The organism is Vibrio sp. 10N.261.51.F11 (genome assembly GCF_041471665.1).
Taxonomy (GTDB): domain Bacteria; phylum Pseudomonadota; class Gammaproteobacteria; order Enterobacterales; family Vibrionaceae; genus Vibrio; species Vibrio crassostreae_C.
This window is the reverse complement of sequence record NZ_JBFROW010000043.1, coordinates 20,371-45,787: the sequence shown is the minus strand read 5'-3', so window position 1 is coordinate 45,787 and position 25,417 is coordinate 20,371. Positions and strand designations below refer to the sequence as shown.

The following is a 25,417-nucleotide window of genomic DNA, read 5'->3' as shown; positions in this document are numbered from 1 at the left end:
CTATTAATCATCTTTCTGTTTTCACTGCATTAATCATAAGTATACTAATAATGATATCAAGCATAATATGGTAAAAACACCTGTCGAGGTATGATAATTTGAGAAAAAAAGTCCCTATTTTAACTGACTCTGTGATAATTAATTCATTTGTTGAAAAATTAAACAGCAACGCGACAATAGAAATTATAGATGAGTTGACAGGATTTCAATACTCTCGCAATTCACTGTTGGGCATTTACAGTGATTGGAATCGCTATCATGCGTTCTGTACCAAACATCGTATTAACACACTTCCCGCATCTATAACCGCTGTTCGTCGTTTTCTTGAAACGGAGTCTAACGATAGAAAATACGCATCGCTAAAACGTTACACTGCAACGCTTAGCATGTTACATACTGTGTTGAGCTTTGCTAACCCGATCAAGCACAGGCAAGTTCGCTTTACCCTACTCCACTTACAATCTAAAATGGCCGGTGACGCTAAACAAACCAATGCTATGACATCTGTGCATCTCACTGATTTGAATACGTTACTCTCCCATGAGAAAGCAAACCTGAAAGAGATCAGAGACATTGCTATTTATAACGTGATGTTCGAGTGTGCTTTAAAGCGCTCAGAGCTTAAGTTGTTATCGATGAGTGATGTTGAGTACGTTGAAGATCATTACCAAGTAACAGTCAAAGATTCGGCTTATCAATTGTCACAAATAGCCAGTGTTGCACTTCAACGTTGGCTTTCGTTTACTGGTATACAAGATGACTTGCCAGTATTTCGTGCGATAGACAAGCATGAGAATATTGGTTTGCAGCCTTTAGATGATTCGTCCATCTATAGGATATTGAGAAGAGCTAGCGACTTACTTCAACTGCCAGAAAATCACCATTTCTCTGGAAATTCGATTCGTGTTGGTGCTGCACAAGAGTTGTCGAAACAAGGTCTTAAGGTGAGAGAGATTCAGGACTTTGGTCGTTGGCTTAGCCCGGCAATGCCAGCTCAATATGTCGGTTTCACGGGAACGGCTGATAGTGAGAAGATGAAGTTTAAGGCGTTAATACCTTGGCAATGACGGGTCGCAGATTACTTGGATATTACTATTTTGATATAAGTTATGGTTAAAACGATATTTGTAAAAACGGTTAGCGTTAAAAACAAAAAGCGCCTTGGCGAAAGCTCAAGGCACTTGTTGGTTCAGCTCTAAGTGAACGAAAACGAGTTAGAAACCTAAGAAAGGCTTGTTCTCACGCAGTTTTCTAAGAACTGGCTGAATTTGTGGCCGTCATGCTCAACCATTTTAGGGAACATGGAGATTGGCGTCATACCTGGGAAGGTGTTGACTTCGTTCAGGTAGATCTCGTTGTCTTGCGTTAAAAAGAAGTCGATACGAGACAAGTGACGAAGCTTCATCTGGGTGAAGACTTTTCGTGCGCTGTCTGCAATCAATTCACGCTGTTCGTCAGTTAAATTACTTGCTTCAACTTCAGTGATCGAGTGGCTGTCTGCACTGTACTTCTCTTCGTAAGAGTAAAATGCGCCATTCGGTGCAATCACCTCACCCGGCTTGCTGATGTGTAGCTCGCCATCGATTTCATAAGCAGCAATTTCTAGCTCTCTAGGCACCACTGATTTCTCAACCAATACTTGGTCCGAGAAAGTGAACGCCTTGTTGATAGCCTCGCTTAAATCTTCTACTTGGTTAACTTGGTAACAACCTACAGAAGAACCTTGACGAGCCGCTTTCACAAACACTTTACCCCACTTTTCAAATGCTTGAATTGCTTGAGAGTGAGCTTGATCATTGTTGTCTGATAAGAACAGGTACGGCGTATTTGGAATGCCGAGTGCGTCGTACCAAAGCTTTGAAGTGATTTTGTTAAAGCTGTTATTGCTAGCTTCTGAACCACAGCCTAGATATGGAATTTTAGCCATTTCAAACAGTGATTGAATATCACCAGTTTCACCTGGGAAGCCGTGGATGCAAGGCACAATGAAATCGACTTTAGATGCTAAATTGTCACCGCGCAAGGTTTGGTCGTTAATATCAAGATAAACCAATTCACCTGAATCAAGACACCAGCCTTCGTTTTTAATTTCAACTCTTACAACGTTAAAATCTGCAACGCTATTGAGTTGTTCAAAAAGGTAATTGGCTGAAACTAAAGACACTTCATGCTCTGAAGATCCACCGCCGCAAAGTAGAAGGATGTTTGTGGTGTTCATGGGTAAATTCGGTCCTTGAAACTAGGAGTACTGACTTCAGTGATAAACAAAAGTCGAGATAGGTACAGTGTTTTGATTGCTAAAATTGCGTTCGAAAGATCGAGCGATTAACTATTAAACAAAACAGCGAGTCTTAAAACAAAAGAAGGAGCATTTGCCCCTTCTTTATGAATCAAAACTTAGTTCAACTTGTTAAGCGTTGGGTATTCAGAGTTCTTGATGTCATCAATGCTCTTAACGAACGGCTTCAAGTTTTGGAAAGTGTTCGGCAGTGTTGAGATTGCTTTTTTAGCTTCTAAGCGCGTTGCGTAGTCACCATAAAGTACCGTGAACCACTTAGTGCCGTTAACCATTTTGTAGTTTTCCCAAACTGGTTGAGAAGTCGTAGGTAGCATTTTAACGAAAGAATCGACTTTACTTTGGCTGCCAACAGCAACAACTTGAACTGTGTAACCAAAACGTTGGTTCATGTCTTGTTGTTTCTTGGTTGGGCCTGTCACTACGGCAACTGGCTTAGCTTTAGTCGTTTGAGCGACTTTCTGTTCAACAGGTTCGGTTCTGATAACGTTGACAACATTTTCTTCAACAACGCTTGTTTGCTCAGATTGAGATACAACGGGAGCTTCAACTTTTGCCGTTTTGTACTCTTCTTGATAACTATCTGAAGTGACATTGGTAACGTAGTCGTCAGATACACATGCAGCCAAGAGCAGTGGCAAAGTCACAATTGCAAATTTTTTCATGGAAAGCTCTATATCCTTAATAATAATTACTATAAATCATGCCGATACGTCGGTTTAGAATCAAGTTAACTTTGAGATTATACACCATTAGTGGGTGACCTATTTCACAAACTTTATGCAGTGTTTGCTTATTCATCTGAATTCGGTGAATTTGCCATCAACCCGTAAGTGCAAAGTAAGTTACGATGAACTTACGTGCATTGCTAGGATATGTCTATGAATCATCTTGATCCCCTACTTAAACCCCGTTCAATCGCTGTTGTTGGTGCTTCTCAACGAGAAACGCGCGCAGGATATATCGTTATGAACAATTTGTTGCATGGGGATTTTAAAGGTGCGGTGATGCCGGTTACGCCGAAATATGACTCAGTGGCCGGCGTTCTTTCTTACAAGAACATTTTGTCGTTACCGATTGTTCCTGATCTCGCAATCTTGTGTACCAATGCGACCCGCAATGTAGCCATTTTTGAAGAGCTGGCTGAGAAAGGTATAGCCTCTGTCATTGTGCTTTCTTCAGACATGCAGCAAGAAAGCGATAATGGCGAGACGTATGATGAACGATGCCTAGCTATTGCCAAGAAGCACAACGTTCGAGTGTTGGGTTCCAATAGTTTGGGGGTAATTGTCCCTTGGTTAAATTTGAACGCCTCATTCTCTCCAGTGACAGCATTACCCGGTAAGATCGCCTTTGTTTCTCAGTCGGCAGCTGTGTGTACCACTATTCTCGATTGGGCTAATGACAAAGAGATCGGTTTTTCGGCGTTTATCTCCATAGGCAATGGTAGCGATATCGAATTCTCGGAGTTATTGGATTATCTCAGCACCGACTCTCACACCGAAGCGATATTGCTTTATGTAGACAGCATTACCGATGCGAGACGCTTTATTTCTGCAGCGCGTGCGGCTTCGCGTAACAGACGAATTTTGGTGTTGAAAGGCGGTCGAACGGCGAAAGGCAGAGCCGCAGCAATGGCACACACTGGCGGTGCCGACACATTAGATATCATTTACGACTCTGCAATTCGACGCAGCGGCATGCTACGAGTTAAGAACTTACATGAACTGTTTGCTGCGGTAGAAACACTGACTCATTCAGTACCATTGCGCGGCGAGCGCTTGGCTATTGTTACTAACGGTGGCGGTCCTGCAATTATGGCGGTGGATACCCTATTTGACCGCGGTGGCAAGCTTGCAGAGTTTTCAGAAGAGACACTTGATAAGTTGAACAAGGTGTTGCCATCGAGTTGGTCTCACAGCAATCCTATCGATATTGTTGGTGATGCCGGTGACCAACGTTATATCGACACCATAAACATATTACTCGATGGTGATGAAGCGGATGCGATTCTTATCATGCACAGCCCTTCAGCAATTGCACATTCCGCTAAAACGGCAGAACGAATTATTGAAGCGATTAAAAAGCACCCTCGCCACAAGCGCTTTAATATCCTGACGAATTGGTCTGGTGAGCTAACAGCAAGGCCTGCACGAAAGCTGTTTACCGAAGCGGGTTTCCCTACCTATCGAACCCCTGAAAGCTCAGTGGTCGCATTCATGCACTTAGTCGAGTACAGACGTAACCAACGTCAGTTAATGGAAACGCCGACTACTGCAGAAAAAGTACACATTGAAGATCTAGCAGATGCGAAAAGTTGGATAAAAAGACAATTACTGGATAAAGATACAGTTAGCCTTGATACTCACCAAAACAGTCAGTTTTTCAAGAGCTTCAACCTCGATGTGTTACCAACTTGGATCGCTTCTGACCCAAGTGAAGCGGTGCACATCGCTGAAACGATTGGTTATCCCGTCGCAGTAAAATTACGTTCGCCGGATATTGCACATAAGTCAGACGTACAAGGCGTGATGCTCAATTTGCGAAACAGCAGTGAAGTGGCCAATGCGGCTCAGGCAATTCTCGATCGTTCTCAATTATCCTTCCCTACAGCGCACATCCATGGCTTGTTAATTCAAGGAATGGCCAAGCTCGCGGGTGGCCAAGAACTGCGAGTTAAGGTCACAACGGACGAAACCTTTGGCCCTATCATTTTACTTGGACAAGGTGGCTCGGAATGGGATGAATCGATTGACGCCGCCGCTGCTTTTCCACCGCTCAACATGACACTGGCGCGCTACTTGATTATTCGAGCGATAAAAAGTGGCAAGATTCGTCTACAAAAACTCCCTAACCCGATTGATATAGAGGGCCTTTCTGAATTATTGGTACGTATATCGCAGATGGTCGTTGATTGCCGTGAAATACATGATTTGGATATCCATCCAGTACTCGCCAACGGAGACAAATTCACGATATTAGACGCTGATATCATATTGAAAGCCTACGAAGGGGATCCGCAAGAAAGGTTGGCCATTCGCCCTTACCCAGTCGAGCTTGAAGAACGTATCCAGCTAAAAGATGGAACCGAAGTGTTGTTACGCCCTATTCTTCCCGAAGATGAACCGCTGCATGCTGACTTCATTAACCGTGTGTCTAAGGAAGATCTCTATAAGCGTTTCTTTAGTGATGTCGGTGAATTCAATCATGAGGCGTTGGCGAATTTCACTCAGATTGATTTCGATAGAGAAATCGCTTTTGTGGTCGTTCGCGAGGAACAAGGCGTTCCAGCGATCATCGGCGTGTCCCGTGCGCTGATTAACCCTGAGAACACAGACGCCGAATTCGCAATATTGATTCGTTCTGACCTTAAACGTGTTGGTCTAGGTCGCATTCTTATGACCAAGGTTATCGATTACTGCCGTGCGAAGCAGACTAAACAGATGTCGGGTATGACGATGCCAACCAATAGAGGGATGCTAACACTAGCTCAAAAGCTCGGTTTTAAGCTAGATATCAGTTTTGAAGATGGTACTGCAGATATGGTGTTACCGTTACTTTAACGCCCATGTCTTTTTAAGATGTTGGATACACCAAGACTTAGCGTCGCCCATTTTGTTGCGTCGCCAAGCCATTACGATATCAATAGGCTGTGGCTCGGTACCGGAGATCTGCTGTAGAACGCCCGATTCAATCAAAGGTTTAGCGACACTATTCGGCAAAGTGCCAATCCCTAGTCCTGACGTCAAAGCCTCTACTTTCGCAGGAAAGCTTGTCACGGTTAAACGTGGCTGTTTCTCTAGAATATTGATGCTTAGTGCTGGCTGATCGCGTGCGGTGTCTGCAATGGCAATAACCCTGTAACTTTCTCTCGCCTTCTGATCGAATTCACCAGAACGATTGTGAACATAGTGGCTTGATGCCGCGACCCACACCATCTCCATTTTACCAATTACGTCACTTTTCATATCGTTTGGAATTGTATCGAGCTTAGGGCATATCAATAAGTCAGCACGACCATCTGTGAGAGATTCCCAACAACCCGCTAAGATTTCCTCTTGCAAACGAACGCGTGTTTTACTGATTTTTCCTAGTTCATCTACCAGTGGGAAAAAGTTAGCAATCGGGATAATGCCATCAAATGCGATGGTCAAATCGAGCTCCCAACCATTGGCTAGAATGCTTGCCTCGTTAACAAGACGTTCTGTAGCTCCAAGAATGATTCTACCTTGCTCAAGTATCAACTGACCCGCTTCCGTGAAATTTGCACGGTGGCCTGAGCGGTCAAAAATCATGATGTCTAGATCTTGTTCAAGCTTCTGTATTTGATAGCTGAGTGATGAAGGCGCTCTGTCCATTTCATTGGCCGCGGCGGCGAAACTTCCACGTCGGTCGATGGCGTCTAGGATGTGTAACGCTTCAAGTGTTATTGGACTATGCATAGCTTTCCTACTTTATAAATGAGACTTGAATCACAAAAACAGAAGCATTCAGGCTGTGAATGGAACTGTAAAAGTCTTTTTAATACAGATATTTAAGAGTATTAATTATGAGTTAGTTGATAAAATTGAAAATTATTTAAATGCAAATAATAGTAATTATCATTTAGATCCAATATTATATTTCGCAAATCAAGATAATACTATGGAACTAAGGTAACTATCAGATGTATAAGCAATCCCTGCTCTCTGCTTCAATCGTTTTAGCGCTTTCATCAACGTCAGCCTTTGCTGAAGATTATGCCCTATTTGATGAGGTTGTTGTATCCTCGACGCGCACGAATCAAACACTTATCAATACAGCGGCTTCTGTTGCAGTCATCTCCGATGAGCAAATCGAAGAGAACATGGCAAAAAATGTTAACGAAATCTTCGAATACACTCCAGGTGTAACGATGAACTCGAGCTCTCGACAAGGTGCACAAACCATCAACATTCGTGGCATGGAAGGTAAGCGCGTAAAGATTTTAGTGGATGGCTCATCGCAACCAGGTTCATTTGATGGTGGCCCTTACGCATTTATTAACTCTAGCGGTATTTCAATCGATCCCGATATGCTGAAAAGTGTCGAAATTATCAAAGGTGCGGCTTCAAGTTTACACGGAAGCGACGCTATTGGTGGTGTTGTCGCCTTTGAAACTAAAGACCCTTCTGATTTCTTAAAAGATGGAGAAGACTTTGGCGGTCAAGCGAAACTGTCTTACTCTTCAGAAGATAACTCTTTCAGTGAGCACGTTGCATTAGCTAATCGATTCGATGACCTAGAAACATTGGTAGCCTACACTCGTCGAGATGGTGAAGAGTTGCAAAACTTCCGTAACCCTAACGACTTAGAGAACTACGCTGTAGAAGGTCAAGATACTTCAGCAGATAATCTTTTGGTTAAGTTGCAATATCAGTTAAACGAAAGTCATCGTATCGAGTTTTTAGCTGAGCTAATCAAAGATACTTCAGACTCTGACATCTACCACTCAAGCTACGATAGCTATACAGGTGCTGATGACACAACGCAAAATCGATTCGCTATTAAGCACATTTGGTTCGCTGATGGCACAATTGCCGATACTGTAACGAGTAAAGTATCGTACATTTCTAAAGAAGAGAATGGTGTAACTAAGCGCTTTAAACCTGCAGGCCCAGGTATGCCACCTTGGGTACCAGCTAACAACGACAACTTACAAACAAAAGACTACGAGTACACTGAAGATAAGCTTGAAATCGAGACTCAGCTAGATAAAGAAATTAACAACCATTACCTAGTGTATGGTGCAACTTATACACATAGTGACATCAGCAACACCAATATGGAGTATAACTCTGATCCTGCTACTGATAACCAACTTTATGTATATACTCCAGATGCTAAGGAGCAAAAATTTGGCTTGTTTATTCAAGACGAAATTAGCTTAGTGAATGACAAACTTATTGTTACCCCTGGTGTACGCTTTGACTATTTCTCAACTGATCCTGGTAACAACACCACTGAGACGTTGAGTGATTTCTCAGATTCTGCGGTAACTGGTCGTTTAGGTTCAACATACAAACTTACAGATACAGGCACTATTTTTGGCCAAATTAGCCAAGGCTTTAGAGCCCCTTCTTTTGATGAACTTTACTATACATATGATAACCCTGGACATGGGTACGTAAATGATCCAAATCCAGATCTTAAATCAGAAACCAGTATTTCATACGAGCTAGGCTATCGTCACAACACTCAAGCTTCATCATCTGAAATCGCGGCCTACTACAGTGACTACGATGACTTTATCGAGACAGTGGTTATGAAAAAGGTTGGTGGAACAACGCACTATTCTAACGTTAACTTGGATTCGGCAACGATAAAGGGGATTGAATTCTCGAACACGTTACTTTGGGATGTCTTGGTTGGTGCGCCTAAGGGTATTTCAACTCACTTCGTAGCTTCATACACAGAGGGTGAGGACGGAAACGGAAATGCACTAAATAGTGTTAACCCTTGGAATGCGGTGTTAGGTCTTAACTATGATGCGCCAAACCAAAATTGGGGTACTAGCGTTAAGTTAAACTACACAGCTGACAAATCTGGTTCAGACATCAACTTCGATGACGAAAGTGGCGGTAACGCAGGCCAGGCTGAGCTTCCAAGCGCAACAGTTGTTGATTTAACAGCTTACTACAAACCAATGAAGGATCTGACGATTCGTGGTGGTGTGTTCAACTTAACTAACGAAGAGTACTGCCGTTGGAATGATATTCGCGGTGATGATGAACTTTACAAAGAGAACACTCAAGCGGAAAGAAACTACGGTATTTCCGCTAAATACGAATTCTAACTCGTTAGAAAACTTAACGACAGAATCTGATACAGCAGAAACTAAAAAGCCAGCTTAATTGCTGGCTTTTAATTTATTTCACTAAAAAATTGTATAAAAAAGGTAATAAGTGAAATTACTTCTCTGCCATCTCTTTTTTAACCATTACTGCAGCAGCAACGATGAAAGTGATGATTAGGCCTAGTTCCATGATTAACTCCAAAGAAAATTAACATTAAACATATAATTCGCGAGCATAATAACACAGCGGATACAGAATGATACTTTTTAACCACTAATTTACTTTTTATTCGATTAAGATCAAAAAAGATGCCCGAAAGCATCTTTTAATTTTTGAATCATTCACGAAACCACTAGGTTAACCAGGGAATCCATTCGGGTTTGTTGACTGCCAGCGCCATGTATCTTCGGTCATTTCAGCCAATGTGCGGCTTGCATTCCAGCCCAGTTCTTTCTGAGCTTTAGCTGGATCTGCCCAACACTCTGCGATGTCACCCGGGCGACGCTCGACAAGCTTGTAAGGGATCTCTTTACCGCTTGCTTGTTCGAATGCTTTAACCATGTCTAACACACTTGAACCGTTACCCGTACCAAGGTTGTAGATATGAAGACCGTCTTTGCACCCTACTTTCTCAAGCGCTGCGATGTGGCCATCAGACAGATCCATTACGTGGATGTAATCGCGAACGCCAGTCCCGTCTTTTGTTGGATAATCGCTACCAAATACAGATAGGAATTCACGGCGGCCCACTGCTACTTGAGAGACAAATGGCATTAGGTTATTTGGGATACCTTGCGGGTCTTCACCTAGCTCACCACTTGGATGTGAACCTACAGGGTTAAAGTAACGCAGCAGTGTAATGCTCCAATCAGGATTGGCTTTTTGGAAATCGGTTAAACACTCTTCAACCATTAGTTTACTACGACCATATGGGTTGGTAGCGCTTGTTGGGAAGTCTTCAGTAATTGGCACACTTGCAGGATCACCGTATACCGTTGCTGAAGAGCTAAATACCAAGGTTTTTACACCCGCATCACGCATTGCATCAACAAGAACTAAAGTGCCGTTTACGTTGTTGTCGTAGTATTCAAGAGGCTTTTCCACAGACTCTCCGACGGCTTTCAGACCAGCAAAATGGATAACCGCTTCGATGTTGTGTTGCTTCATAGTTTCAGTCAAAAGCGCTTTATCACGAACGTCACCTTCAATGAAGTTGGGACGAACGCCCGAGACTTTTTCGATGCGCTCTAGAACGCTTGGTTTGCTGTTGTACAAGCTATCAAAAAGTACAGGTGTCATACCTGCGTTGATCATCTGGATACTTGTATGGCTACCAATGTAACCCATGCCACCTGTAACTAAAACATTCATGCTTAGCAGACCTTTTAATTAAAAATATTCAACCTATCACTTATGATACAACAACTTAGGGTGAGCTCACAAACACCGGTGCCTATTTACCCTCACGAGCGAACACAAACTGACCTTTTCCTTTGCGTTTCGCTTGGTACATAGCCTCATCAGCAACCTTTAGAATCACGTCAATATCACGCTCTGAGCCATCAACTAAATTGATACCTAAGCTCGCCCCAACATGAAGTGAACGCTGTTTATAATTCACTTCTTGCCCGATCAGATCCAACAATCGCTCGGCTAACTTCGCTAATAAGACTTTGTTTGTCTGTTTAATAATAAGAACAAATTCATCACCCGACAAACGTGCAACCAAATCCCCCGCTCTTACCTGAGATAATAACCGGTTTGACACTTCTTTAAGGATTTCGTCACCCGCATCGTGACCATAGTTGTCATTCACTTCTTTGAAGCCATCCAAATCCAAGTAAATAACCGCAAAATGCTGATTTGAATAGTGGCTCGACGTGACAATATCATCCATAACCTTATACAGCTGCGCTCTATTCGCTAACCCGGTTAATGCATCGTGATGAGCCAAGTGTTCGAGTCTTTCCATCTCTTTAACGTTGGATAAATCAGACAGCGTTAATACCATATCAAACTCGTCTTTCTCGTTGTCTGAGGCAATTCGATTCACTTTGACAAACATTGGAACTAACGTGCCGGACGCGCTTTTCTCCCACACTTCGCCTTGCCATTGACCATAGTTGTCTAACGAACTGCGAATTGTCGGCATCAATGATGAAAATTGCTGCCACGAAAATACTTCAAATGGTGTTTTGCCCACCAGCAGATCAGAGTGATAACCGAGAAGTTGTGTGATCGCCGGGTTAACCATGGTTATCACATTGGATGAGTTGAGCACGATCAAGCCGTCTTTACTGTTTTCGAAAACACCCGCAGCAATACGTTGGCGACTCATGGCCGTTTCTATGTCGGTGACATCTTGGATTGCATAAAGAATACGACCATGTTTTGTCAAAGAACGACTGCTCACACGAAGCCAGCGTTTTGATTGAAAGAGATCGGTGGTTTCCAGCAATTCGTCATTAAGTTCAATATTGGCATCAATAACATCTTGTAAGTAACCCGTTTGCTTGGTCGCGATCAACTCTTGGATCAACAAATTCTCAAGAAAGGCTTCCGAGCATTTAAAAATATCCCGAGTAGCTGCGTTCGCATGAAGAATGAGCCCTTTTTCATCCACCACCAACAAAGAGTGCTGAACGGTTTCAATGACCTCATTTGCGAATGATTTTTCTTCTTGTAACTTGTCTAACGTAAAATTGATTTGGTTATCGCGATGTTGAAGCCTTTCTAACATGGTATTGAAAGCTCGAACCAGATCGCCGATTTCATCGCGGTTCGTTACGACTAATTTAGGCTGCTTCGAACGACGCTCAACAAAGGCTTGCATCGCCTCATTGAGGTCAAACATCGGTTCGATAATCAAGCGTTGCACCAATTTGACCACTACTCCGCCTAACATCACCAGAAACAACAGGTAGACGACCGCAACCTTGAAAATATTCGTTAAGATCGAATTAAACGTCTCTTTCGATATTGTTACTCTCAAGTTCGCGATCACTGCGCCATCCAGTGTCACTGGAACGAGCAAGAAGATGAAATGCTCAGAGATGGCAAATTGATGATCGGCGATATCGTCTAATTCTTCTGCGTTTGGCCTTGGAACCAGAGTGTTGCTCACCTGATAGCTGGCAAAAAGCTGTTCGTTGATGTCATAGAGCTTCACTCTAACAATATCTTTATCTGCGACGAAAGCTGACAATATTTCCTGAGCCGATGACTTGTCTTCAAATAAAATCGCGGCTTGCAAGTTATAAGCAACACCTTGTGCTAGCACTTTAACACGCTGAATAAGACTCTCTTTCTCTCTCTCAAACGTGACAGTGTAATTTACCGATTGGATCGTTACAAAAGTGACTGCGATGAAGATGATAATGGGTAATATCAGCTTGTTTTTAATCGATATGTTATTAATGAAAGACAACATTATTGGCCCTCCACTATAGCGATTCGTAACAGGTTCGAGCCAATGACGTAGTCACCGCGCCTTGCGTTCTCTAGATTGATCTTAGGTTTGAGCTTATTATCGATGTGCGTGAGTTCAATGATTCCACCTAAGTCCGTAAAGTTAGGGATATCACTGATTGTCACAGTATGTGGCGAGTGCTCTTGACTAAGAAATTGGTCATTTTTACGGTCAGACAAATACGTAATATCACACTTAGAAGTAATCGACTGTTGAACTCGGATAGCGAGCGAACGAATAGATTTCCCCTCGGTAATTGACGTTAGCACTTGGCTTACCTTTTCATCGCCAATCACACAAAAGTTCACAGCGTTCATTGAGCTTTCATCATTCCAACGTATAAAATTCGCAATTCTAAAAAGGTACACCGCTTTCACTTCATAAGGTTTGAAACTAGCCGCCGATGTATTCAAAGGCACAATAAACATAGCTATAGTGGCAAGGCTGAGTTTCGTAAAACCGAGCTTAATACGGTACTTGAGCCACTTAGAATTCATGAGAGATCCTCACATATACGGACTCTTGGTTGACACAAATCTCGGTAAGTTTTTGTGTCACTTTCGAAGCCGTTTCCATTTCAACATCTAACATAGACAACTCTTCAAGGCTCATCGACATGAGTTGGTCTAAAGAGTTTTCTTGAGCAGCTACAAAAACAGGTGTCGTTAATGCTAGTCCTAAGCAAACCTGGCGGGATATCATGTGCTCACCTAATATACAGATAGATATTAATCCTTTAATCAATAGTTCAACTATATACAAAATACCATACTGGTAAATCTACGGTGTCGAAAGTTTGAGTTAGGTCACTGTTTATTTATGGTATTTATAAGACCGTCATTACTTACCTAAACGTAAAGGATTAGCACCACGTGACAACGAAGATTTTGCTTAATTGCGACATGGGAGAAAGTTTCGGCAATTGGAAGATGGGCGATGACGAGTCGGTCATGGAATGGGTCGATATGGCAAACATCGCTTGTGGCTTTCACGCGTCTGATCCGCACGTTATGTCCAAAACCATAAAACTGGCGCAGCACTATCACACCCAAATTGGTGCTCACCCTGGTTATCAAGATTTGGTTGGGTTTGGTCGCCGTTCTATTCCTCATACTATGGACGAGATCAGTGAACTAGTTTGTTATCAAGTCGGTGCACTACAAGCCCTTTGCCGATATCACCATGCATCTGTTGGCTATGTGAAACCTCATGGCGCCCTTTACAACGATATGATGGCGAACATTGATGTGTTTAATGCGGTAGCCCAAGCCGTCGCTGAATTTAACATCCCCTTAATGATTCTCTCTTCATCAGACAATCAACAGTATTTGGATATTGCTGACGATCATGACTTGCCTCTCTTGTTTGAAGCGTTTGCCGACCGTGCTTATTTAAATAACGGACAATTAGCGCCACGTACTCAAAAAGGCTCGGTTTACGTCAATCAAGACGATATCTATAACCAAGTTATGCAAATCATTAACTATGGCTCGGTTACGACTTTAGAGGGCGAAAGACTGCCTATTGAAGCCGATACTATCTGTGTTCATGGTGATAACCCTCAATCCATCGCATTAATTAGAAAAATCAGACAAGACCTCAACGCTTTTAATTAGTATGAAGCGTGTGATTGGTATGACGCATGGTCTAATCGCTCGTGAGATCTAATTGACTTGTATTGGCTTGGACACGGAAGTGAGACGCGCCAAGTAAGCTAATAAAAGGCAAAATAACAAACGTATGGAAACGAAATGACGACGAATCAGATTGAATTCAATATAGCGCCAGTCGCGGAATGCAGCGTTTTAGTCACCTTGACGCTATCGCCTTCAAATAATCAATCTAGCGCCGAATATGCGCAGTACATGGCTCACTTTTCCGATGCCATTCGCCAAAATTTGGCATCGGTGTTGATGAATGTGACGCCGGCTTACCAAACAATATTGGTCGACTACCTCCCTTATCGAATATCAGAACAGCAGCTCATTGAACAGCTCAATAATTTGATGAGTCATGCTCTGTCGTCCTTTTCTAGTGTTAGTAAAACTCGCGATACGATTGAGCTTCCTGCCTATTACTCACCAGAAACGGCGCTCGATTTAGACCGATATCAAAACAAAGGCCTGTCGCTCGACCAGATAATTCAACATCACACCTCACAGACATACAGCGTCAGTGCGATTGGGTTTACGCCTGGCTTTGCCTTTATGTCGGATGTGGTTAATGAGCTTGCCTTGCCCCGTCACTCCACACCCCGCTTAATTGTGCCCAAAGGCAGTATCGCCATCGCGGATACGAAAACAGCTGTGTACCCTTCGGATTCACCGGGCGGTTGGAATATTATTGGCAATTGCCCACTTCCGTTGTTCGATCATAGCCAGTTGAAGAACGCCGATATCACGCAAAGACCACTGTCTCTGCTTAATGTTGGTGATACCGTCCGTTTCATAGCGATTTCAAAAAAAGAATTTGTAGAGTTGGGTGGAGGCATCGTAAATGGCTAAGACAAAAACTAAACCAACACTGACAGTGATTAAGCCCGGCCCGTTGAGTTTGATTCAAGACTTTGGGCGATTTGGTGTTGCTCATCTTGGATTAACGCAAGGTGGACCGGTTGATGACTACTCTTATAGCTGGGCTAACCATCTATTGGGCAACCCAGTCAACCAAGCGGCGTTGGAAATCACGCTTGGGCAATGTGCGTTGAGAATCGATTTTGATTGCGAGATGGCACTATGCGGGGGTGATTTACAAGCGAAACTCGATGGTAAACCACAGGCTAACTGGAGCACTTTTCAAGCTTTTAAGGGGCAAGTTCTCTCATTTGGTTTGCCTAAAAATGGTCTAAGGGCGTATTTAGCCATTAAGGGCGGTTTCGATGTTCCATCAACTCTTGATAGCTGCTCTACAGTCACTCGTGAAAAGATTGGTGGATTAACGCAAGATGGAGAGCCATGCCAACAAGGGCAACAAATAGCTTTTACCCAGCACCAACTATCACATTCATTTAAAGCGGTAAGTGTTACCTTCCGATACACGCCTGATTACAATCTACCCGTGAACCTACGAGTGATTGAAGGCTATCAAAGCGAGCTATTCTCCGAGTCAGCAAAAGAGACTTTGTATAACGCGCAGTATCACGTTGACCAAAACTCAAATCGGATGGGTTATCGACTCAGTGGCGAACCCGTCGACTCGCCTGACATTTCGCTATTGTCAGAAGGCATTGCCTTAGGTGCGATTCAAATTCCACAAGATGGACAACCTATCGTGCTGCTTAATGATAGACAGACCATAGGTGGTTATCCGAAGATAGGATGTGTCGCCAGAATCGATTTACCACGCTTGGCGCAAGCAAAACCTGGACATGCGATATCGTTCAGCAAGGGCGATCGCTTGGGCTTACAAGATGTTTGGTGCCAATGGGCTCAGTTTTTCGGCTATTAGTTTTTGCGATGTGTTATGTGCTAAATGCTATGTAGCTGAGAATAATCAACTAGGAAGATGTCATTTAGATGAGGTTCGGTATCTAAGCAGATGTTGAAATGAAGATTCGGCTTACCTATTACAGTAAGCCGAATTGAAGAAATTAAACGCAGTCGATGATGATAGACTAATTATAGGCTATTAAGCGTGATCTAGACCTGACACCTTGGCAAGCGCTTCTGGGTATCCACGTTCTTGTGTCAAATCTATCGCTCTGTTTTCAATATCATTTAGATTAAGTGACATTGTCACTGAGTGTGTGTCTTCAATAGATGCCGCCTCTGATACATCAAACCATTGCTCAGCGACCTTTTGTGCCGCTTCTAATGTTGAAGAAGCTTTTACTACTTCAAGTCGAGCATAGCGATCCCCACAGAATGAAACGTCTGAAGCTCTTAAGCTTGGATCGGTTCCCGGAATCTGTTGTGCACCAAACAAAGGTTTACCACCGACCAATGCAGAACTGAAACTTGGGATGAACTGAGACATATGCGTTATTGCCGCGCGAGTTCTTAATTCAAGCTGATCTTCACTCCAACCCGATACGATTTTCTTAAGCAGCTTCGAAGGCAACTGTGGCTGTGACGAGTCTGTTGACGATGAAACAAGCCCACCCTCAAACAGAGTAATCCCTTCTGTCATGCCGTGAAGTTGGAACACACCATCAGCATACGGCGTTAATTGCGCCATGCCTTGCGGTGTGCCTCTCGGGCCATGGAAGATAACTTCTGGCCACTCTTCCTTACATTCTTGCGAATATGGCCACTCTGTAACGTATGCAGCTTTAAACTCAACAAGTCTTTGCTGCTTAGAGCCAACAAAGTCATCTACGATACCCGTTTCAAACCCACTCGCATTAATCAAGTAATCGGTCGTTAGTTGGCAGCTTTGGTTTTCGGCATCGGTATAAGTCAAAGACCAACCTTGACCTGTCGACTCAACAGATTGTAATCGGCTGTTGGTTAACACAGTACAGTTAGCTTGTTGCCCCAAAGAGAGTTGAGCGGTCGCAGAAAGTCGGAATACGCTCCAGCCATACTCTTGGACCATCGCAACAGGATACTTTAGGGTCTCTAAATCCGTATGCTTGGCGAAAGGAATACACCAATCATCAAGCGATGTTGGTTTCAGAGGCTGTGTTTTCGCAGAAAGTGCTAATAAATCTTCTTTGCTGTACAGCTTATAATACTCTTCCGGATCACCGAGCACTTGGTTGCTTTTATCTTGTTTAACAAGATCGGCATAAGCGCTTTTGATTATCTTGAGACGAGGAAGCAGATCCAACGGCTCTCCACCATCACTGTGCGGAACGGCGATGATTGTCGGACGAATATTGATCGTATGAGGGAATAAGCGGACGGTATCAATTGACTGTGTGAGCAATTGAAGACACTGCTCTACAGAAATATCTCGATACAAATTGCCGCCAGCGTGCAGGTGGCAAATTGGTGGACCATTAACCAAACTCGGCCCTTTTTCTAAGATAGTGACCTTAAAACCCAACTCACTAAAGTGAATCGCGCTCGTTGTTCCGGCAATACCACCACCAACAATGGCAATAGAAGGTTGATTTGTATCCGTTTTGTTGTGGTTCATCGTGTTCTGTAGAATAAGATTAACTGCCTCTATTCTACTTTTGTTCTGCGATGAATTAAAACACATTTTTATCAAGGTCTTAGATAGGCGGGATTTAATATCTATGTAAAAAACATAAATAATCTCTTGACTCAATAACTCCAGATAGGGTTTTAAAGGTTATTCTAACAGTCAAATTTGTCCTAAGTGACGCCACATAAAGGCTGCCTCAGTACTCTTAAAACATAGCGGTTAACTTATCCCTAAAGTTATCCACCGTTTTTGTGGATAACTGTTGATAACGTTCTTGCTAAGTTGCGCAAACCCTTTGTTTACAGGGACTAACCGCTGTTCATTAAATCGGCATTATTGGGTAATTAGTTTTAAAAAATGCTAAAAACAGTGGAATCTAAGGTGCGATATTTTTTACTTATGCTACCGGTTGGTTAAATAAAAAACGGTCTAAAGCGACGTATTATAAATAGTGCATGACTAAGTATAAATAATCTCACTTTTAGACCGTTTTAAGCGCTTGGCTAGATCTCGCTAACGACTAGCCAAAATCCTTGTTTACTGGTGCCAACAAACGTTTGATTAAGCTATTCACTACCGCGGCTAATGTGATGAACGTTAGCACCGGTAGCGCTATCCACAACATCGGGTGAAGTGAAGGTTGTAACTCAAAACCAAAGTTCATCATTCCTGCCACGCTGAGCTCAGAACCAAGGGCTGCAATTGAGCCTGCGACTAACGCCATTAAACCGTACTCACACCAAATAGTATTGAGAATTCGCTTCTTACTCGCGCCTAATGTTCGATACAAGCGTATCTCTTGTTGTCTTTGAGATAAGCTCAATCGCAATAGAGTGAAGATAAGCAACAGCCCCGCCACCACACCTAACGCCGCAAGTACGGTAATCGACCAAACAATCTGCTTAAGCAACTCTTGGATCTTGCTACCCATCTTACGAATATCCATCAAACTCACGGTTGGATGATTTCGAGAGAGTTCGTTGAGCATCTGATTGTGTTGTTCTTCTAATCTGAAGCTCACTAGCCAAGTAGAAGGGATTGAACTCAAGACATCTGGAGTAAAAATGAAGTAGAAGTTCGGCTTCATTTCTCGCCACTCGACTTTGCGGATGCTATTCACCTTGGCAGAAACATTCTGGCTGTTGATTGTGAATGACAGCTCATCGCCAATCTTTAGATCCAGTTGCTCCGCGACATCCGATTCCACAGATACGCCATGCTCTTGCGTCCAGTTACCTTCTAACACTTCATTGTACTCGGGTAAGCTATCTCCCCAAGTGAAGTTGATCTCTCGACTTAGTGCGTCTGTTTCGCCTGAGGTATCGCTGTATTCCGACGCTTCAACACCGTTTATCGTCGTCAGTCGTCCTCGGATAATTGGAAACGCTTGAGTACGCTCTACTTCGTTTGCATCAATCGTCTCGAGATAACTGTCTTTCTCATAGCTTGCAATGTTAAGTGCAAACGCATTCGGTGCGTTCTCGGGTAAGGTTTGTTGCCAATCTGACAGTAAATCACTTCTTACCAACCAGATGATAGACAGCAACATCAGTGAAAGCGCTAAAGAGCCAAATTGAATCCCAGTTGCTAAAGGTGTGCGATTAATTCGACTCAATGCCAAACGCATCGATGTCGATGTCGGCAACTTACTAACTAAACGCAGAACAAGCGTACTGACGACCGCAAGCACTAAGAACAGGCAAGCGATACCCGCTAAAACTATCCATACCAATAGATTGTCGCCATACATCAGCATCATTGGAATAATCGGTACCAGTAACAACAAATATTTCTTGTAGCTTTCATTGGACTGGTGACTTGATTGGATAACGCTGATTGCCGAGGTGTTGACCAAGCCAATTAACGGGATACCAAGAGCAGGAACACCAATTAGGATGCTTGATAAAATCGCCAAGATTGCAGGTTCAATACCATAGCTAGGAAGTGGCGTTGGTAATAAGTCACCCAGAGGTATACGAAGCAAAAACTCTAAGCCGATACCGATAGTTATTCCCAGTACTGCACCGATAACCACTAATAAAGATACCTGTACAGACAACCATTTAACGATCCACTGCTTGCTTGCACCCAAACTCTTAAGCATCGCGATGGTTTTACGGCGACTCGCAACATAATGTTGGCAAGTGAGTACCAAAGTGGTCGCAGCCATGATCACAACAATAGCAACGGTTAACGAAAGATATTGAGTCGTGCTTTCGAACATGTCGTTAGTACGGCTCGCAGAATCTTGAGTACGCCAGCGATCGCTTGGTGTTAATTCTACGCTGTCTTGCGCGGCTTGCAGTTTTGTATCATCACCGTTGAGAAACAGCCTAAAACTAACACGACTGCCCGGTTGAATCGCTCCCGTGGCATCAATATCGCTTGTATGAATCAGAACGGCTGGCATTTGTTGGAATGGGTTAAAGCTTAAGCCTGGTTCTTGAGTGATTCGTCCAGTTATCGCTAAATCGGCATCACCAATAGTGACATTGTCACCAATTTCAACCTCTAACTGTGCAAATATACGCTCGTCTAGCCAAAGTTCACCCGGCTCAACATGGTTACTTGATGCTTTATCAGCGCCCTCTAAGATCATTTCACCGCGTAATGGGTAATTACTTTCAACTGCTTTTACCGTCACTAACTGCATTGAGTTATCACTGAATGCCATGGTTGAAAAACGAGTCAACTGAGATCTTTCTAATTGTTCAACTTGAGTGAGGTCTAACAAGGATTGCGGAATTGGGTTTGCTGAGATAAACACGCTATCAGCAGTAAGCGCATCTTTGCCCTGTTTAACAATTACCTGCTCCATACGTTCGGCCAACGCCGACAATGCAAATACACAAGCAATAATAAGCGTTAAAGCGATTGAAACTGGCCACAACTGGCCGTGTCGAATCTCTTCGATACTCCATGAAAACAGGCGTTTATTCAGTCCGTTTGATGAATTCAATTTAGACTTCCTCTATCTGACCGACATGCATCTTGAGTGTTCTTTGGCAACGTTGTGCAAGCTTAGGATCGTGTGTCACCAAAACTAAAGTTGTGCCGTGGGATGAGTTCAATTCAAACAACAACTCAACAATTTTGGCTGCCGTTTGTTGGTCTAGGTTGCCTGTGGGTTCATCGGCAAAAAGAATTTTTGGCTTAATCATAAATGCGCGCGCCAACGCGACCCTTTGTTGTTCACCACCAGATAGCTGCGACGGTAAGTGATCAAGCCTGTCTTTCAAGCCTACTGATTCAAGCAGAGCAGTCGCGCGTTCGATGTCTTCGTCTTCTCCCTTTAACAAACAAGGTAACGTGACATTTTGTAGCGCTGAAAGACTTGGAATTAACAAGAAGCTTTGAAATACAAACCCTACCGATTCACTGCGGATCTTCGCTCTTGCCTCGTCATCAAGCTGTGAAAGTGGCTGTCCTAATAAACTGATTTCGCCTTTCGTTGGTACATCAAGACCAGCTAACAGCGTCATTAGGGTCGATTTACCCGCACCAGACGTGCCTACGATCGCGACCGTTTCGCCTTCACGAATATCGATATCAACGTGCTCTAGGATTGTTAAATGTTCTTGATTAGTAGACACTGTCTTGGAAACAGCTTCTGCTTTAATGATGGATGTATGCATGACTCGACTAATTTCCTTTTTATTTTTTATTTTATTTTCAACCGCTTCTTTAGCTCAAGGCTCTGCGTCAGCTCAAGATTCAAAGTTATTGGTACTTGGCGATAGTTTGAGTGCTGGTTACAACATGGATATCAAACAGAGTTGGCCAAGTTTGTTGCCAGACGCGCTAGCAAAACATGATAAAGCGGTTACCGTGGTTAACGGGAGTATTTCTGGTGATACAACGGGCAATGGTTTAGCCCGCCTACCACAATTGCTTGAAGAACATGCTCCAGACACCGTTCTTATCGAACTTGGTGCGAATGATGGACTTCGTGGTTTCCCACCTAAGCTGATGTCTGCAAATCTTGAGCAGATCATTGAGCAGATAAAAGCTGCGGGCGCCAAACCTATAATGATGCAGATTAAAATCCCACCAAATTACGGAAAGCGTTACAACCAGCAGTTTGAATACGTTTTTGCAGCGCTTGCTGATCAACAAAACGTGCCACTTTTGCCGTTTTTCCTAGAGCATATCATCCTCAAACCTGAGTGGATGATGAACGATGGACTGCATCCAAAACCAGAAGCTCAACCTTGGATTGCTGAATTCGTCGCCGAAGAATTATATCAGTATCTTTAAGTTTTAATGGTCTAGCTCAATAAATTTTACACAGCTTTACGTTAGCCTGAGTGCATATCACCGTTAACTGTAAGGTTATTTATGCTGATCGAACCTGTTATCAAGGGTGTGGTAGCCAAAAGCGCTCACCCTCTTGGCTGTCAAGAAGCCGTAAAGCAACAAATCAAGTTTGTTAAGAGTGCGCCGCAAATCAAAGATGGCCCTAAACGAGTACTGATCATCGGCGCTTCCTCTGGATTCGGCCTTGCCGCTCGTATCGCCCTTACCTTTGGCGGTGCAAAAGCTGACACCATCGGCGTCTCATTCGAACGCGGTCCCAACGAAAAATCCCTCGGTAGTGCCGGTTGGTACAACAACATCTACTTCAAGAAAGAAGCCGAACGAGAGCAACGCACTGCTATCAACATCGTTGGCGACGCATTTTCGCAAGAAACACGCTCACAAGTTGTCGAAGCCATTGAAACCTACTTCGAAGGTGAAGTCGATCTGATCATTTACAGCTTAGCCGCAGGTGTGAGACCAAAACCAGACTCCGATGAATTTTGGCGCTCAGCTATTAAACCGATTGGCGAAAGCGTTACTGGCGCGACGATTTCCCTTGAGCACGACGACTGGGTGACCAACACGCTCGACGCTGCAACAGAAGAAGAAGCCGAAAGCACACTCAAAGTGATGGGAGGCGAAGATTGGGAACAATGGATAGATGAGCTCATCAACGCAGAATCTATTGCTCCGGGTTGTAAGACAATCGCGTTTTCTTATGTGGGTCCAGAAGTCACACATCCTATCTATTTAGACGGTACATTGGGACGCGCTAAGATCGACCTTCACCAAACCAGCCACGCTCTTAATCTAGAGTTAGCTAACTTTGATGGCAACGCTTACGCGGCGGTATGTAAAGCCCTAGTCACTAAAGCGAGCGTTTTCATCCCTGGATTAAGCCCTTACTTACTTGCTTTGTATAAGGTGATGAAAGAGAAAGAGACCCACGAAGGTTGTATCCAACAAATGCAGCGTCTGTTTGGCAGTAAACTTTATGGTCAATCCAAAGTACCACTTGATGGTGAGCGATTGATCCGTATGGATGATTGGGAATTAGACCCAGAAACCCAAGCGCACGTAACTGAACTGCTAGAAAAGATGGACGAAAATAACTTCCAAACCTTAGGGGATTACCAAGGGTTTAAAGAAGAATTTCTACAATTAAATGGGTTTGCTCAACCATCGGTAGATTATAGCCAGAAACTTAATACAGAAGATTTTATAAAGTTAAAGCCTTAATCTAAAATTATCTCATTACTGAGACCCGGATTCACATTTGAAAACCTCTGCATAATTGCGGAGGTTTTTTCGTGCAACATTTCTTATACTTAGTTAACGTAAGATTCACAGTTTTCTTTGGTTCATCATAATTAACACAGGATGTGTTGATGCATTTAGCATAATTGACTCGGAGTCATATGAAGAAAATAAAAACTCTCGATTTAGATATCCCAGACGATATGGAGCACGGTTGGCAGAATATTGTCGACCTCTTAGCTCAAATTACTCAAGTGCCCGCAGCACTAATCATGCGTGTTCACGCCAATTACATTGAAGTTTTTTCAACCAGTCGTAGCGAGAACAACCCATACAACAAAGGTGATTCTGAAACGCTGGGGAATGGGCTGTACTGCGAAACAGTGATGGAAACTCAACGACAGCTTCTTGTGCCTAACGCGCTTGCCGATCCTAAGTGGGACAACAACCCAGACATCAAACTCGGCTTAGTCTCCTATTGTGGTATTCCATTACTTTGGCCTAACGGTGAACTGTTTGGCACCATTTGTATCTTGGACTCGAAAGAGAATCACTACACCCCTACTTATATCAAACTGTTAGAGAGCTTTCGGACTTCGATTGAATCTCAGCTTAAAACCCTATTCCAACACGCCAAGCTTACCCAAATGAATCGCGACCTAAAAAACCGCGTTTACAATCGCACTAAAGATCTCGCGAGCCTTAATTACTCGTTGAATCAAGAAATTGATAAACGAAAAGCGGCTGAACAGAAGATTAACTTCCAAAAGAATCACGACCTCGGCACCGGCTTTTTAAACCGAAACGCATTTGAATCTCGCTTAAACCACAAGCTACTGTCACAGAGAAGGCTGACAGACAGCTCATTTGCAGTCGTTCATATTGGTTTTACCAACGGTAGACGCATACAAGCACGCTACGGCTATAACGCGTTAGACCAAGTGCTTGTTGAATACCGAAAACGCATCGACTGTATTTCTGATATCGATGTATTAACTGCACGCCCTACTTCGGTTGACCTCGTATTGGCGTTTAGCGTTAAAGATTTACACCATCGCCTTGAAGAACTTTGCCAGACGCTCGTTAAAGTTGGTCATTCAGAATTCGACATCGAAAGTGACAAAGTGCATTTGCACGCGTTTATTGGGATTGCAATTACGAACGACGAAGATGACGCGGAAAGCATTCTGCAGAAATCTTCTGAAGCGATGTTAGCCTGCAAAGATTCAGGACAAAAGTTCGCTTACTACTCTCAATCCCATACCGAAGAACAAACTCACATTAATAAGATCGAAGGCTATTTGCTTCAAGCCGTTCGTAATGATGACCTTATGCTCTACTTTCAACCCAAAGTTAGCCCGTTGACGCATCGCTGGGTCGGTGCTGAAGCTTTGCTTCGTTGGCGACATCCTGTTTTGGGTGATATCTCTAACGAAACCCTGATCCACATGGCTGAACAAAACGGTTTGATTTTCGAAGTGGGCAGCTTTGTTTTACGCAATGCGATTGAAAAAGCCAAAGAGTGGTCCGAATACGTTGAAGATTTCAAGATGGCTGTGAATGTGTCTGCAATTCAACTCAAGAACGTACACTTTGCGGAACAAGTGGTTCACCTACTCGAAACCTATCATTTAGAGCCTCGTTTCTTAGAACTTGAAGTTACGGAGAGTGGACTGATAGCAGATGAAGTGGTTGCCAAGAATACCTTGGGATCTTTGCACGATATTGGCGTTACATTGTCACTAGATGACTTCGGTACGGGCTACGCCTCCTTCAGTTATCTGAAGAAGTTCCCATTCGACACCATTAAGATTGATAAGAGCTTTATCGACCAAATGCTCAACTCACACGAAGACTCGGAAATTGTTCGTTCTATTGTCCAAATTGCCAAAAAGCTCGACTTAAAAGTGACGATTGAAGGCATAGAAACGGAGGTTCAGGAGCAATTTATTATTAACGAAGGCTGCGATGTGGGCCAAGGTTACCTTTACGGAAGACCAATGCCGAGCCAAGAATTCGAACACAGCTTAATCAATCAAAACTATTTGGGGACAACTCGTTACGCTTAAAGCGAAAAAGAGCAGTTAGTTTTGGATTTAGGCCTACTTTCTCTTTACTCTAAAGGTGGTGATTTTTATAATCGCCGCCTTTCTGTTTTTATCTTTCCCCTTATATAGGCATTCCTCG

Annotated in this window: 19 protein-coding genes; 9 read left to right on the top strand and 10 right to left on the bottom strand. The window is 43.3% G+C overall.

Going from position 1 to position 25,417, the window contains the following annotated elements:
- Positions 1 to 98 precede the first annotated feature (98 nt).
- Positions 99 to 1,067 (top strand): tyrosine-type recombinase/integrase, encoded by a 969-nt coding sequence (locus AB4351_RS14705; RefSeq protein ID WP_372126408.1) that lies wholly within the window; start codon positions 99 to 101, stop codon positions 1,065 to 1,067.
- A 155-nt stretch (positions 1,068 to 1,222) separates the two neighbouring features.
- On the opposite strand, the gene AB4351_RS14700 is transcribed toward AB4351_RS14705, so the two are convergent.
- On the bottom strand, positions 1,223 to 2,218 hold the full coding sequence (locus tag AB4351_RS14700; protein ID WP_048613615.1) for a D-alanine--D-alanine ligase: 996 nt from the start codon (positions 2,216 to 2,218) through the stop codon (positions 1,223 to 1,225).
- A gap of 179 nt (positions 2,219 to 2,397) precedes the next feature.
- On the bottom strand, positions 2,398 to 2,961 hold the full coding sequence (locus AB4351_RS14695; RefSeq protein WP_017060092.1) for an SPOR domain-containing protein: 564 nt from the start codon (positions 2,959 to 2,961) through the stop codon (positions 2,398 to 2,400).
- Between the two features lie 216 nt (positions 2,962 to 3,177).
- Between AB4351_RS14695 and AB4351_RS14690 the strand changes: the two genes are divergently transcribed.
- The gene (locus tag AB4351_RS14690; RefSeq protein WP_372126405.1) at positions 3,178 to 5,859 is read left to right on the top strand and encodes a GNAT family N-acetyltransferase; all 2,682 of its coding nucleotides are present in this window, start codon (positions 3,178 to 3,180) and stop codon (positions 5,857 to 5,859) included.
- Here the strand turns inward: AB4351_RS14690 and AB4351_RS14685 are convergent.
- Entirely contained in the window at positions 5,851 to 6,738 is an 888-nt protein-coding gene (locus AB4351_RS14685; RefSeq protein ID WP_065584957.1) for a LysR family transcriptional regulator, read from the bottom strand. The two genes, AB4351_RS14690 and AB4351_RS14685, sit on opposite strands and share 9 nt — an antisense overlap.
- 224 nt (positions 6,739 to 6,962) lie before the next feature.
- Between AB4351_RS14685 and AB4351_RS14680 the strand changes: the two genes are divergently transcribed.
- Positions 6,963 to 9,110 (top strand): TonB-dependent hemoglobin/transferrin/lactoferrin family receptor, encoded by a 2,148-nt coding sequence (locus AB4351_RS14680; RefSeq protein ID WP_372126403.1) that lies wholly within the window; start codon positions 6,963 to 6,965, stop codon positions 9,108 to 9,110.
- Positions 9,111 to 9,468: 358 nt separating this feature from the next.
- On the opposite strand, the gene galE is transcribed toward AB4351_RS14680, so the two are convergent.
- The 4 genes from galE to AB4351_RS14660 form a co-directional block, all read right to left on the bottom strand.
- Positions 9,469 to 10,482: a UDP-glucose 4-epimerase GalE gene (galE, locus tag AB4351_RS14675; RefSeq protein ID WP_017060088.1), complete on the bottom strand. Its 1,014-nt coding sequence runs from the start codon at positions 10,480 to 10,482 to the stop codon at positions 9,469 to 9,471.
- Between the two features lie 82 nt (positions 10,483 to 10,564).
- Entirely contained in the window at positions 10,565 to 12,541 is a 1,977-nt protein-coding gene (locus tag AB4351_RS14670) for a diguanylate cyclase domain-containing protein (protein WP_372126401.1), read from the bottom strand.
- Positions 12,541 to 13,077 carry a YfiR family protein gene (locus tag AB4351_RS14665; protein ID WP_372055049.1) on the bottom strand — a complete coding sequence of 179 codons (537 nt, stop codon included), beginning with the start codon at positions 13,075 to 13,077 and terminating at the stop codon, positions 12,541 to 12,543. The genes AB4351_RS14670 and AB4351_RS14665 overlap by 1 nt, the downstream gene beginning before the upstream one ends.
- Entirely contained in the window at positions 13,067 to 13,282 is a 216-nt protein-coding gene (locus AB4351_RS14660) for a hypothetical protein (protein ID WP_017069912.1), read from the bottom strand. The genes AB4351_RS14665 and AB4351_RS14660 overlap by 11 nt, the downstream gene beginning before the upstream one ends.
- Positions 13,283 to 13,452: 170 nt before the next feature.
- On the opposite strand from AB4351_RS14660, the gene AB4351_RS14655 reads away from it, so the two are divergent.
- The 3 genes from AB4351_RS14655 (at position 13,453) to AB4351_RS14645 (ending at position 16,027) form a co-directional block, all read left to right on the top strand.
- Complete coding sequence (locus tag AB4351_RS14655) at positions 13,453 to 14,196, top strand: 5-oxoprolinase subunit PxpA (RefSeq protein WP_372073417.1); 744 nt, start codon at positions 13,453 to 13,455, stop codon at positions 14,194 to 14,196.
- A 135-nt stretch (positions 14,197 to 14,331) separates the two neighbouring features.
- On the top strand, positions 14,332 to 15,084 hold the full coding sequence (locus AB4351_RS14650; protein WP_372126399.1) for an allophanate hydrolase subunit 1: 753 nt from the start codon (positions 14,332 to 14,334) through the stop codon (positions 15,082 to 15,084).
- Positions 15,077 to 16,027 (top strand): biotin-dependent carboxyltransferase family protein, encoded by a 951-nt coding sequence (locus tag AB4351_RS14645; protein WP_017060082.1) that lies wholly within the window; start codon positions 15,077 to 15,079, stop codon positions 16,025 to 16,027. Before AB4351_RS14650 ends, AB4351_RS14645 begins: the two co-directional genes overlap by 8 nt.
- Before the next feature lie 180 nt (positions 16,028 to 16,207).
- On the opposite strand, the gene AB4351_RS14640 is transcribed toward AB4351_RS14645, so the two are convergent.
- From AB4351_RS14640 to AB4351_RS14630, 3 genes are all read right to left on the bottom strand, one after another.
- Complete coding sequence (locus AB4351_RS14640) at positions 16,208 to 17,662, bottom strand: FAD-dependent oxidoreductase (RefSeq protein ID WP_372126397.1); 1,455 nt, start codon at positions 17,660 to 17,662, stop codon at positions 16,208 to 16,210.
- A 532-nt stretch (positions 17,663 to 18,194) separates the two neighbouring features.
- Positions 18,195 to 20,633 carry an ABC transporter permease gene (locus AB4351_RS14635; protein ID WP_372126395.1) on the bottom strand — a complete coding sequence of 813 codons (2,439 nt, stop codon included), beginning with the start codon at positions 20,631 to 20,633 and terminating at the stop codon, positions 18,195 to 18,197.
- A 1-nt stretch (position 20,634) separates the two neighbouring features.
- Entirely contained in the window at positions 20,635 to 21,309 is a 675-nt protein-coding gene (locus tag AB4351_RS14630; RefSeq protein ID WP_004730959.1) for an ABC transporter ATP-binding protein, read from the bottom strand.
- Between AB4351_RS14630 and AB4351_RS14625 the strand changes: the two genes are divergently transcribed.
- The 3 genes from AB4351_RS14625 to AB4351_RS14615 all read left to right on the top strand — a co-directional run bounded on the left by AB4351_RS14625 (position 21,308) and on the right by AB4351_RS14615 (position 25,299).
- Positions 21,308 to 21,931 (top strand): arylesterase, encoded by a 624-nt coding sequence (locus tag AB4351_RS14625; protein WP_017069908.1) that lies wholly within the window; start codon positions 21,308 to 21,310, stop codon positions 21,929 to 21,931. The genes AB4351_RS14630 and AB4351_RS14625 overlap by 2 nt on opposite strands.
- An 81-nt stretch (positions 21,932 to 22,012) precedes the next feature.
- Positions 22,013 to 23,212, top strand: coding sequence for an enoyl-ACP reductase FabV (fabV, locus tag AB4351_RS14620; RefSeq protein ID WP_136974599.1), 1,200 nt, complete (start codon positions 22,013 to 22,015; stop codon positions 23,210 to 23,212).
- A 179-nt stretch (positions 23,213 to 23,391) separates the two neighbouring features.
- Complete coding sequence (locus tag AB4351_RS14615; protein ID WP_017060077.1) at positions 23,392 to 25,299, top strand: GGDEF and EAL domain-containing protein; 1,908 nt, start codon at positions 23,392 to 23,394, stop codon at positions 25,297 to 25,299.
- Positions 25,300 to 25,417 lie beyond the last annotated feature (118 nt).